15 protein-coding genes are annotated in these 11,464 nt (G+C 44.5%); 11 read left to right on the top strand and 4 right to left on the bottom strand.

Annotated elements, in window-relative coordinates; translation table 11 throughout:
• Positions 1–384: 384 nt before the first annotated feature.
• Positions 385–726, bottom strand: a complete 342-nt coding sequence (locus tag P5674_RS20485) for a hypothetical protein (RefSeq protein WP_006617521.1) — start codon at positions 724–726, stop codon at positions 385–387.
• Between the two features lie 513 nt (positions 727–1,239).
• Positions 1,240–1,455 carry a hypothetical protein gene (locus P5674_RS20480; RefSeq protein ID WP_231851958.1) on the bottom strand — a complete coding sequence of 72 codons (216 nt, stop codon included), beginning with the start codon at positions 1,453–1,455 and terminating at the stop codon, positions 1,240–1,242.
• Positions 1,456–1,590: 135 nt separating this feature from the next.
• Here P5674_RS20480 and P5674_RS20475 point away from each other — a divergent pair, with 135 nt between their 5' ends.
• Positions 1,591–2,040: a hypothetical protein gene (locus P5674_RS20475; protein ID WP_315642950.1), complete on the top strand. Its 450-nt coding sequence runs from the start codon at positions 1,591–1,593 to the stop codon at positions 2,038–2,040.
• On the opposite strand, the gene P5674_RS20470 is transcribed toward P5674_RS20475, so the two are convergent.
• Positions 1,975–2,145 (bottom strand): ribbon-helix-helix domain-containing protein, encoded by a 171-nt coding sequence (locus P5674_RS20470; RefSeq protein WP_006623838.1) that lies wholly within the window; start codon positions 2,143–2,145, stop codon positions 1,975–1,977. The two genes, P5674_RS20475 and P5674_RS20470, sit on opposite strands and share 66 nt — an antisense overlap.
• A 174-nt stretch (positions 2,146–2,319) precedes the next feature.
• On the opposite strand from P5674_RS20470, the gene P5674_RS20465 reads away from it, so the two are divergent.
• Positions 2,320–2,661 (top strand): hypothetical protein, encoded by a 342-nt coding sequence (locus P5674_RS20465; protein ID WP_014276078.1) that lies wholly within the window; start codon positions 2,320–2,322, stop codon positions 2,659–2,661.
• Positions 2,662–2,665: 4 nt separating this feature from the next.
• On the opposite strand, the gene P5674_RS20460 is transcribed toward P5674_RS20465, so the two are convergent.
• Positions 2,666–2,842: a ribbon-helix-helix domain-containing protein gene (locus P5674_RS20460; RefSeq protein ID WP_241080991.1), complete on the bottom strand. Its 177-nt coding sequence runs from the start codon at positions 2,840–2,842 to the stop codon at positions 2,666–2,668.
• Between the two features lie 206 nt (positions 2,843–3,048).
• On the opposite strand from P5674_RS20460, the gene P5674_RS20455 reads away from it, so the two are divergent.
• From P5674_RS20455 to P5674_RS20415, 9 genes are all read left to right on the top strand, one after another.
• Positions 3,049–3,918 (top strand): hypothetical protein, encoded by an 870-nt coding sequence (locus P5674_RS20455; protein ID WP_006617525.1) that lies wholly within the window; start codon positions 3,049–3,051, stop codon positions 3,916–3,918.
• A gap of 14 nt (positions 3,919–3,932) precedes the next feature.
• Positions 3,933–4,073 carry a hypothetical protein gene (locus P5674_RS20450; protein ID WP_162097039.1) on the top strand — a complete coding sequence of 47 codons (141 nt, stop codon included), beginning with the start codon at positions 3,933–3,935 and terminating at the stop codon, positions 4,071–4,073.
• Positions 4,070–4,285, top strand: coding sequence for a hypothetical protein (locus tag P5674_RS20445; protein ID WP_014276076.1), 216 nt, complete (start codon positions 4,070–4,072; stop codon positions 4,283–4,285). The genes P5674_RS20450 and P5674_RS20445 overlap by 4 nt, the downstream gene beginning before the upstream one ends.
• 78 nt (positions 4,286–4,363) lie before the next feature.
• Positions 4,364–4,849 (top strand): hypothetical protein, encoded by a 486-nt coding sequence (locus P5674_RS20440; RefSeq protein WP_006617526.1) that lies wholly within the window; start codon positions 4,364–4,366, stop codon positions 4,847–4,849.
• A gap of 56 nt (positions 4,850–4,905) precedes the next feature.
• Positions 4,906–5,166: a hypothetical protein gene (locus tag P5674_RS20435; protein WP_006617527.1), complete on the top strand. Its 261-nt coding sequence runs from the start codon at positions 4,906–4,908 to the stop codon at positions 5,164–5,166.
• Positions 5,157–5,780, top strand: a complete 624-nt coding sequence (locus tag P5674_RS20430; RefSeq protein WP_006617528.1) for a hypothetical protein — start codon at positions 5,157–5,159, stop codon at positions 5,778–5,780. The genes P5674_RS20435 and P5674_RS20430 overlap by 10 nt, the downstream gene beginning before the upstream one ends.
• A 400-nt stretch (positions 5,781–6,180) precedes the next feature.
• Positions 6,181–6,531 carry a hypothetical protein gene (locus tag P5674_RS20425; protein WP_014276074.1) on the top strand — a complete coding sequence of 117 codons (351 nt, stop codon included), beginning with the start codon at positions 6,181–6,183 and terminating at the stop codon, positions 6,529–6,531.
• A 776-nt stretch (positions 6,532–7,307) separates the two neighbouring features.
• Complete coding sequence (locus P5674_RS20420; RefSeq protein WP_006617531.1) at positions 7,308–10,034, top strand: VapE domain-containing protein; 2,727 nt, start codon at positions 7,308–7,310, stop codon at positions 10,032–10,034.
• 80 nt (positions 10,035–10,114) lie between these two features.
• On the top strand, positions 10,115–11,221 hold the full coding sequence (locus P5674_RS20415) for a tyrosine-type recombinase/integrase (protein WP_006617532.1): 1,107 nt from the start codon (positions 10,115–10,117) through the stop codon (positions 11,219–11,221).
• Positions 11,222–11,464 lie beyond the last annotated feature (243 nt).

Raw genomic sequence — 11,464 nt, 5'->3', positions numbered from 1 at the left:
GTGTACTTGCACTCATTTTGCACTAACTCCTAATAATGCGATCGCTTTTGAGTGCACTAGAGTAACGGTAGAATAGGGGTTATAGGCTTTATAGTGGGTTCAAATCCCACCCTCTCCGTTGTTTCAGCCCCTACACAAATACCTTTGGCTATAATTTGGCTATAATTTGGCTATAAATTTAGGCAGTTATAGCCAAAATAAATTTTCAGAAATTTACCCCCCCGCCCCCATCCACAAACCTTTGTGTACCTATATATGCGTCATGTGAACAACTTGCACCAGTACACTGGTTAATTTTGGGGACTGGATGCAAGCCTAAACCAACCTGTACCATATCGCCTCCCAAACTGCCAAAATATCAATGTACATTGATATCTCAGAAGATTAACGGAATCCTTTTTGTGTCAATTTGACATCAACTCCTAACAGCGTCAGAGCCTTGGCGATCTCCAATTTAATCGCGCCGCCATTATTAGCTTTCAATTTTGTGGCAGGTAAGAGGATATCAATTATCTGCTGGTAGATCGGATTTGGCTTATGCTCACCTGGTGGTTGGTGGTTGCCATTACTGTTTACCGGTATCTCAATCACGTCGCCCTGATCCATCTGATGAGCGATCGCCAATAGTTCCTCTGCAAATACATCCGGAACTCGGATCGCGCGGGTCGGGGTGTTGATCCATTTGGGTTGTTTTAAGCCACTGGTATCAGGATGGTAGTTAGCCATAGGATTTTTATACCTCTATCATTGTACATTGATAATGTATATCATTGTACATTGATAAGTGTCAAGTACAAGGTTATATTTTGCCCGCTATTGTCCACTAATCTGGTCGGGTATCGGTCCCTTGCCTAGGATGATTATTATATCAATGTACATTGATAAGTTGACAGGCGATCGCCTAAGCCCGAAACCCGCCAATTACTAACAAGCGTCCTGCCCCCGTCGCCCGTTAAAGAGTAGGCCCAAAGCATAGAACGGGCCATTTTAGATGTGGTCAGTATTGGATATAAAAAAAATCACAAATTAATTTTGGGTGTCCTGCCTGTCCACTGTGGCTGTAACGTCTATACCAAGGGGATTACAGGGTGGACAGGCAAAAAAAAATCTGCCTGTCCGCTGCCTGTCCTGCCTGTCCGTTTAATTGGACAAAAAAATACCCGACCTGGTGCGATCGGGGAGGGTAAGGGGTGTTATATGTTTGGCTGAGACTTTGCCGAGGGCGTGACTTATAAGTCTTTATTTATCTTCGGTCAACTCCCCCGACTGCTTGGCTCGTTCAACTTCTTGGAGTAAAAGCCAAGCCATCAGATTGGAGAGGGAACGAAAACGCTTTTTGGCTAACCGTTCCCCCGTTTCTTTAAGGTCTGGATCAATATAGACGTTTACACGCGGCAGTTTGCTCGGCACTGTCTGAGAAATCATGGGTGCATCTTCATTGTACTGTACAGCCATATTTTAGCAAAAAAGTGTTGACAGTGGGTGTACCGAAACTGTACAATTGACACACGGAAACAAAAACAAGCCCACTGGTGTGTATGCTTGGCGGCTGACACCAGTGGGCGCGAAAACCCCTTTACAGGAGTAACTATGACTTTAGCAGAACTTAAAGCTAATGCGATCGCCTCAACCCTAAACCCACCAATCGCCAACAATCATCCTGTCCCCATCAACCCGTCAAGAGTAGGCCCAAAACATAAAACGGGCCATTTTTTTGTACAGCCAGTAATGGATTTAAAAAAAATCACAAATTTTTATTTTTGGGTGTCCTGCCTGTCCCCTGTGGCTGTAACTGCTATAGCAAGGGAGTTACAAGGGGGACACCCAGAAAAAATTCTGCCTGTCCCCTGCCTGTCTACCTGTCCCCTTCTGTTGGACAAAAAAATACCCGACCTGGTGCGATCGGGGGTTGGTGATTGTGTATTGATTGAACCTGCTATTAGAGAAACGCCCGTACAGACAAAAAGTGGGTGTTCAAATTTCACCTTTGTTCTTGGCTTCCTCAATTTCCAACTGCAACAGGCGGCGGATAAGGCTTGAAAGAGATCTTTGTCTCTTCTCTGCTAATTTTTTACCCTCTTCTAACATCTGTTCATCCAGGTAAACCTGTAGCTTTGGCTTGTTGCTAGGCACAGTGGCAGTCATATAGGTGTTACTCCAATTCTACTCTTACTCAAAAAAATATGCTAGGGGTATTTACAGAGCATTCACTTTTATGGTACAGTTAATTTACCGAAAGGTCAAACACAAAATAACCCACTGGTGTCAGCCGCCAAGCAAGCCACCAGTGGGTCTGAAAACCCCTTTACAGGAGTAACTATGACTTTAGCAGAACTTAAAGCTAATGCGATCGCCTCAACCCTAAACCCACCAATCGCCAACAATCATCCTGTCCCCATCAACCCGTCAAGAGTAGGCCCAAAACATAAAACGGGCCATTTTTTTGTACAGCCAGTAATGGATTTAAAAAAAATCACAAATTTTTATTTTTGGGTGTCCTGCCTGTCCCCTGTGGCTGTAACTGCTATAGCAAGGGAGTTACAAGGGGGACACCCAGAAAAAATTCTGCCTGTCCCCTGCCTGTCTGCCTGTCCGCTTCTGTTGGACAAAAAAATACCCGACCTGGTGCGATCGGGGGTGAGTAAACGCAACAACAAATAAGTTGTTACTTTGAATTGTCTGTTAATTCTTCCTTTTCCGCTTCCTCTACAGCCTTTTCCGCTATCACAGCCATCAAATTTGACAGTGTGCGTCGTTGAATCCCAGCCAATTTTTCTAGTTTCTCCTTAATTTCGGGGTCAACATAAAAAGCAATTCTGGCTAATTTGGTTGGCCCGCCCACAGTTTTTAGTCCGCTAATCATAATTTCCTTGCAATTATACCACAACGTGCTATTATGGTTTTATGCTAACACAGCCTATACACAACTATATTAGCCTGTGCGTGATACATATAGCCTGTGTTGGCAATTGCCAACAAAATACCCACTGGTGTCTGCGGCCAAGCATACACACCAGTGGGCGCGAAAACCCCTTTACAGGAGTAACTATGACTTTAGCAGAACTTAAAGCTAATGCGATCGCCTTGGGATTATCAAAAGAAGATATCCGCCAGTTTGGCGACTTGCGTTCAAAAGCCACTTGGGAAGCCGCTATTACCCAAGCCGAATACGAAGCCGTACCAGAGGCCGAGCCTATCCGCGAAACTCTGTCCGATCAGGTTATGGTTAACCCTTTATATCAGGCAGAACCTGACACCACAAATCAGCCGAAAAATCAATGTACATTGAAAGAAACGGGAACTGATTACCGTACTCCCCAGAGTGTAATTTTGGTTACAGGGGCCTGCGATGGTATTGAGGAAGTTATTGATTTTGCTGCTGACCTTGGAGAGGCGCGACACATTGCCGACCAAGTTAAGTTGATGTTTGGGCAGCAAATCATAATCCGAGAATCCGATGGTAGTAGTGAGATGCTCTACCGTCGCCACGATGATGAGGTTGACCCCGACACCCTGCCAGAACTCAAGGATAAAGACGATCGCTTTGATTGTTGGAGTCCCTGGATGAAAGTAGGCGCTAAATTTACCACCCCCCGTGGCAACCGTTTCACCATTGTTGGCTTTGACAAGTGGGGAAACTGCCACGCGATCGCCGATGGGGATGAGGAGACCCAAACCTTCCGGCTTAGTCATCTGATTCAGTACACCCCAGAAGCTGACGATGATACCCGTCACGAAATTATTGAACAATTCCGCCAATCCGGGGTATCTGATGCTGATATCGCTGAATTGAAAGCCTCGCCCCTTTCTGTTACCGGTGCCGCAGTCGTTTTGGGTTTTCTGGAAGGCTTGCTTGAGCCAATCCCTGCCACCGGTGTGGTTGTTGGTTTGGTGCTGAGTTTTTTCGCCCTGGGGTGAGGGATGCCGGATGGGTGGGGTTCAAAGTTTCCCTAACTGCCGTGGCGATCGCTCTCCTGTGGCTAGGATTCTGGCTAGGGACTGGTGATCTAAGAATTCCCCCCTTTACCCTCACTGTAGACATTGCCAACCCCAACACAGAGGAACAGAAATGACACCCGAACATTGCCGTATCAGGGATTTAGTCATGAGATTGTATTGTCTCTTTTTGGATAATCCCGATGCCATAGCAGTTTTAAGTCCAGTGGTGCAACGTCAAATTGCCCTGTTCTGTTCTGATGCCGGCGCTGTTTTCGAGTGCAGCCTAAACCGATTGGATGTCAGGACAGAAAGGAACAGGAAAACCCGGCAATTAACACTTGATTAAAAATGCGATAACCGCGCTTGGGAGGGTAGCCGCCCGTTATCACCAAGTTTGTTACCCATTAGTTAGGAACATTTGATTATGATTGGATTTCTCAGAGGCGACGATGTGAAAGGTGGGGCGATCGCCCCCGTTGAGGGTCAGCATAGCAACCTTGATAAAGGGTCGGTTTTTGTTACTAGCCCCAACGGCATTACCCCCACTGGCCCTGGTAGCTGGGAGCATTTCCGTTTCGCTCCCGTGCTTGACCGCCCCCGTGTTCTTGATCCAGCCGAAGCCGATGCCCTCACCGACCTAGCCGATGAATCTGACAAGCACGTTGTTAGCACCCGGAAAGGATACCGAGCCTTAAAGCGATTGGATAACAATAGCCGCAAGGTCAACGAATCCTATGAGAAGTTGCGCCGCCATCAGGCTGGGAATGAACACAAGATTCAGTCAGCTAAACACGATTCAGCCAAATACTTGCACGGATTGCGACCTAAATATGCGCGCTTAGGGCAAGGTTTGGAAAAATCCGCACAACTGGCTGATCAGAAAATTAACGCCCTGATGTCTACCCTGTAATCCCATAAAAACGCCCCCGTTATTGGGGGCGAAAATATCAAAGGAAGTAGAACAGAATGATTCAATTGTATAGAATGCTTGGGTTGATTTTGTTATTTGGTGCGAGTAGTTCCACCGTGTCACTGTTGGCTGTCAGTCACCAAAGTTTCCGCCTCCCTGCCTTCTGGCTTGCCTTAATTGCCGCCAGCGTCTTGGGTGCAATGGGGGCGATCGCCTACTATCACAGAGACAAATCTGAGGAATGGTGGCAGTGGTTAGTTTTGGCGATCGCTGTGGCTGCTGTTCTAATTATTGGGGGTGCAATCCAATGGATGTAATCAATCCCAACGCCAACAATCAAGCCATTCGGAGTAATTGGAGATTGTTAAACGGCATATCAGTCTTAATAGCAGTTACAGCATCACCAGTTTGGTTTTTTACACCTTTCCTCACATACCAAAACACCCTAAGATGGTTATCTATTAGCTATGGTATGGGGGGCGGCGCTGGATTACTCTTGACCAGTAATGAATTGGCAAAACTCAAGCCAAAAATTACCGCATTAAATAAACAAGAGGAGGCAGATTTCAAGCATTCGGTCGCCAGTTCACTCTATCTAACTCAGCAGACTAACCAGGCAATTGCCGAATTTCTAAATTTTCAGAGACATGACTCCCTTTATGCTCAACCAGAACTCCTAGACTCCCATGCTCACGGGGAGTTCAGAGAGTTACCAGAAAAGTTAGAAAGTTCTGAGTTAGCTAGTCAGTTTGAACTTGCCGAACTTTCTAAACTTGCCGAACGCTACCAGCAAGCCGTACTAGACGCGCTAGATAAAGGAATGATAGAATCTAAGATTATCAAAGACGTAATGGGTTTGGGTGGTGCTAAATATGCCAAAGGTCGTGCTGTACTTGAGTTAATTAAACAGGACGCAGAATATGAAGATTAAATTGTTTCACGAGAGTTTTTTGGACATAATGCAATGTTTGGATGGGACTATCTTAATCAACCTTAAGGTTAAGATACCTGTGTTTGAGAGAGACCCACAGCACATTAAATGGTTGTGTGAAGCGCACGAATGGCTGCGCCCCTATTTTCCTTTTTGGAGAGGAGTTTGTTAGTATGGCTAATCAGTTTATGCTAACCATCCCGACTGATAGGACAGCTAGACGCATTTTTACTCTCAGAATTCTTGTATACAGCTATCGGTCGTATGTGATAGATATACACTTATCACCTATTAGTTTTGACTACGACAATGACCATATAAGATGGTTGTGTAAAACCCACAAATGGTTAATGCCTTATTTTCCGCTTTTTGATTTTCTATAATTCTGGTGGTGTTGGTCATGATAAGACTCACAAGAAAATACAGGTTAGCAATAGAAATAGCCCCGAATTTTTCTCATTCTGATCGCGATTCGCTTTACAGCCACTTAGTCGGTATGGGGTATTGGTGGAATGGTCAGGCTTGGGCATTTGTTGAGCCAGAAGATTCACACCCTCCCAGCGGCGTGATTCGTATTCGGGTAATGACTGCCAGTAAGCTGGTGGCTAAGGTTGCCACTGAGCTTGCCGAACGTTTTGAATTAGATGGTTATACGCTATCTGACACTTCCAGAGTCTACCCCTGTCGCCCACCAAACAACAATGATGGCCGGGTTTATTTAACATTTATTCCCCCAGAGGGATGGGAGTAGCAGAAAATCAAACCGTAACACCCCCCTTTCCTTGATGTCCCCATCCCATCCTCAATCCGTCTTAATTGCTATCGCTGTCCTAAGCTGTCTCCCTTGCATATCCGGAAACCCTATAGATTTCCGTAACTGTTCGCATATCTAGTGCGATCGCATCCTAAGCTATTACCGGTATAAATAAATGGCTTGTTAATTAGCTTTTTGGGATGATTCCCTACTAACACTGTTCTATTGCCATCCTTATGGCTTACTTGATTTTACCGCTAGAGGAGTGTATCATAATCTCTTTAAAAGAATAGTGGCGGTTAGCCGATTAAACCTTTATCCCCTGTGGATAAAAATACTTCATCACCCCTAACCCGTTTCGCGTCTACTCTTAAAAACACTTTTCTTATACCCCCTTGGGGGAGAGTAGCAGGCCGTGAAATCGCGATTGTATGAGGTTAAGGCATTGGAAGAGGGAATCTAATCGGTTTTAACAAGAAAGTAAAACCAACTAGAAATGGTGGCAGCTTTCTTATTGAGTAAGTAGTAGCAACGAGGGAAAATCTAATAAAGCATTCGGCGGGCGGGGACTAAAAAAGGAAAATTTCCAAAAACAACACAGCCATTGTATATGGCTATTCAGTCAGTCTCCGATTGACTGACGACCGCCTACCATTGCGGATAGACTCCACAAAAAAACAATTAGGGTCTGGATTTCCCTTTTTCCCAGACCCTAACGGGTTATTAACTCTCAAGCGACTTGAACTCAATCGCCCAAAAGTATTTTTTGAATTATGGCAATTATAAAACAAAGCAAAACAGTTAGCAAGTTAATTGCAGCAATTTCTAGTATCCCTAGTGATTGGGTCTTAACGCCAGTTAACGGGGAAAAAGCACCCTACAGAACGGGTTGGCAGAAAGAGTCAGCTATATCTAGGGATGTTTTGGTTGATGAGATAAGTAAAGGACGCGCTAAAGGCTATGGTCTGAGAACGGGAAAGGTTAGTGGCGGTATTGTAGCCATTGACGCGGACGGACACAAAGCGCATGAGTTAGCCGAATCATTGGGGGGATTGCCACCCACTGTTAGTTTCACCAGTGGCAAGGAAGGGCGCGCCCAATATTTGTATTTAATCCCCGACACATATTGGGATAAAATTACCACTAAGAAATTACCGACAGGCCATAAATCATCTGACGGGAAAGAAGAGTTACTAGAGTTACGATGGGACGGTTGCCAGTCAGTTTTACCCCCATCAAAACACCCGGAAACTGGAGAGTATAAATGGCTAAAATCTCCCAATGAAATTGATATTGCCCAAGCACCACTATGGGTGATAAACAAAATGTTAAAAGAGACACCCCAGCCAATGCCGTTGGTTGTTTTGCCGGAGTCTATACCGTTAGAAGCGTGCTTAACCAAAGACGATCGCCAACTACTAAAGACGGGAGCCTCGCAAGGAAGCCGTAACGATAGCGCGGCTAAACTTGCCAGGAATTTAATCGGAACCCACAACTGGTTACACTCTAATGGGGAGAGGTGTCAGGATGACCCACATATTTTGTTTAATAACTATTGCGATCGCTGCAATCCGCCATTACCACCACGGGAAAGAGGCGCGATTTGGAAGTCAGCAGAAAAAAGTAATCCCACACCAACATTGTCAGAAGATTATTTAACAAATTGTGTCAAGTCTTACCGGAGACAGCCTACCCATACACCCACACACTGGACAGAAAAAGATGCTATAAACACGGTGGTTAAATGTGATTTACAAATCCTCAAAGACATAGAAAAAATCAAACGTGCCTTTGGGGAGAGAATTCGCTATAACACCCGTTTTAAGGTGATTGAAATTGATGGTGAGCCTATCAACCCTGACGCTCCTGAAATTGATTTAGCCAAAAAGGGTGGTGTTGAGATTAAGGGAAGTTTGAGAATCAAGAATCAAATCATCCTTGATGTAGCTCAAAGTAATAGCTTTGATCCGTTTGAGGATTATCTGGAAGATTGCCATAAAAAATGGGACGGTCAGAATCGTATCAATGGGGCAGCAAAACGTTATTTTGGGACAGATAACCCATTACACCAACGTTATTTAGAGTGTTTGTTAGTCGGAACTGTAGCTAGGACTAAAAAACCAGGATGCAAATTTGACACTTTATTAATTCTGCATGGTCAACAGGGGATAGGAAAATCTACATGGTTCAGAACCATGGTGGGTGATGACTTTTTCTGTGATGACATGGGGGACTTTAAAGAAAAAGATGAACGCCTAAAAATGCACCAATCTGTCTGGACAGAATGGGCGGAAGTAGAAAACAATATTAGCAGGAGTACGTCAGGAAAAATCAAGGCTTTTATTACAACTCAAACAGACAATATACGCCCCCCTTATGCACAACGTTCAACAGCGTACCCGCGCGCGAATGTGTTAGTTGGTTCAACCAACCGCACCGATTTTAACCATGATGAAACTGGCGCGCGGCGTTTTATGGTTATCCCAGTTTCTCAGGTTATCCCCACAAATTTGGTAGAGGATGAACGCGATCAGCTTTGGGGTGAGGTGGTAGAACTATATCGGCAAGGCCGTTGTTTCTACCTGACCCGTGAGGAACAGCAGCAAGCCAATTTGCTTAATAAAGAGTTCACAGAACACAGCTATCTACACGAGTTAATAGAGCAATTTGTTACTGATAAAGACACAGTAACAACTGAAGAGATAAAAGACTACCTTGGTAAACTAGATGGTGAAAAAATAAAAACAAATGAATTCAATCGCATTGAGCGAGAAATCAGGAAAGTAATGACAAATTTGGGTTTTTCCCAAAAACGATTCAACCGCAACGGGACCAAGAGAATGGGGTACATAAAGGACCAGCCAGTCCGGGAAGCGGACAGGCAGACAGGCAGCGGACAGGCAGCGGAAAAGGTGGGTGTCCACCCTGAAACACCGACACAGCAGTTGATTCAGACTGAGCGGACAGGCAGGACAGGCAGACAGGCAAATTTTGTTAAAAACGATCTAAACACAGCTAACTGTGTAGTTGGCCCTGTAAAAAACGGGACTTTAGGCCCTGACCCTGACAGCCAATCCGACGGTAGAGGTTTTGATGTCGGGGAAATCCCAGACACTTTTTACTGTGACACTACAGAAGAGTGTGAGGACGCTATAAAAAAGATTTTCATAGATTTATACAACAACAAAGAGCATCGGATCAGGAAAAATAAGCTCATAGCAAAATTTGCTGACACAGAGTTAGCTGAGTTAACTATAACCAGGTTACTAGATTCTTGGATGCTCCAAGAAATTAAGGATTATGTTTATGTTATCCCCCAAAGAATAAGAAATACTTGGTTTTCTGCAGGCAAGACAGTTGTGATTAACAAAGAAGATGATCCACTTTGTTCTTATCATGCTGAAATCACTCAGGTTGTTTCAAAAAATAAAGTTGCAGTAAAGGTTGGCAACAACTATGGGATATATGAAATCAAGTATTTAAGACCTAAACAAGATTAAGCCACTAATACAGTTAAAATCATCAACGAATCATGCAAAATAAATCATCCTAACGTTACAAAGGCAAGGTAGGTGTCGGAATGTGTAATAATAAACTCAGGCTTTCGTTGCCACGGCATTTATTTCCTGAACAACGGAAATATATTTATCTAGGGTTTAAAGACACCCCAGAAAACAGAAAAATTGCCGAAGCCAAAGCCAAGGCAATTGAAAGTGATATCGTTTATGAGCGCTTTGATTACACGCTGAAAAAATATACACAACAGCCACCACCACATCAAGACGAAGTGAAAATCACAACCCTTCAAGACCTGTATTATGAATATATTAATACGCGCAAAAAAACAGTCAGACCGGGGACTTGGAATAATAACTATATGGTGGCGTTGAGACACATACAAAGGTCGCCGTTCTGCAATGCGGACATATCAACGATAATTGGTCAGGATGTATATGATTGGGCTATTCAGAATCTGACCCCTGACACCACAAAGAGATTATTGACACAACTTAATGCTTGTTTTAACTGGGCTATAGAAAAAAGGCTAGTGAGCGAACCCTCACCATTTAATGGGTTAAGCGCTAAGGCTAATCGGTTAAAAAAAGCAAGTGATTCTGATGAGATTAACCCATTTACGGCTAACGAACGCGATCGCATTATCCAGTGTTTTGAATCTGAACCAAAACACAGCCACTTTTGTTTGTATGTCCGTTTCTGTTTCTTTACCGGGTGTCGCCCATCGGAGGCGATCGCTTTAAGATGGTCGGACGTTGCTGGCGACCTAAGCAAAATCACTTTTAACACCGTGATTGTTTCCGGGGAAGGGGGGCGCAAGCGCTGCGACGGTCTCAAGACTCAGACCCGCCGTAATTTCCCCTGTAACGAACAGGTCCAAATTATTCTCAGGGAGGCGCGATCGCGAAACAACTCGGAAATAGTTTTTCCCAGCAAGACAGGGAAGCCGATCCAAGTCGGTGATTTCTGTACAAAACATTGGCATCCAGTCTTAGAAATAATGGGCATAGAACACCGGAAACCCTACCAAATGAGGCACACCTTTATAACTCTATGCCTTGAAGCCGGAATTGATGCTAAGGACGTTGCCACTTGGGTCGGAAACTCCCCCCAAGTCATTTACCAAAACTATGCGGGGCGAAACCGGGGGCTTTCTATCCCCGATATTTAACACAGTTTGGCTATAATTTGGCTATAAAAATTTAGCCGACAGATACCAGAAAACGCCATAACGATTTACCAGCAAGGGGTTGGCACATCAAGACTCTTTCGACTTGAAATCGAGTGAGCCGCAAGGTTCTCGGGGTAATATCCCACCCTCTCCGTTGTTTCAGCCCCCCACAACACAAGAAATACACGGGAAGCGTTTATACGAGTTAACTGACTTGGCTGGCGATCGCTTTAGTTTTTCTGT

The sequence above is a fragment of the Limnospira sp. PMC 289.06 genome (assembly GCF_032350395.1).
GTDB lineage: Bacteria > Cyanobacteriota > Cyanobacteriia > Cyanobacteriales > Microcoleaceae > Limnospira > Limnospira platensis.
This window is presented reverse-complemented; position numbering and strand designations above follow the sequence as displayed.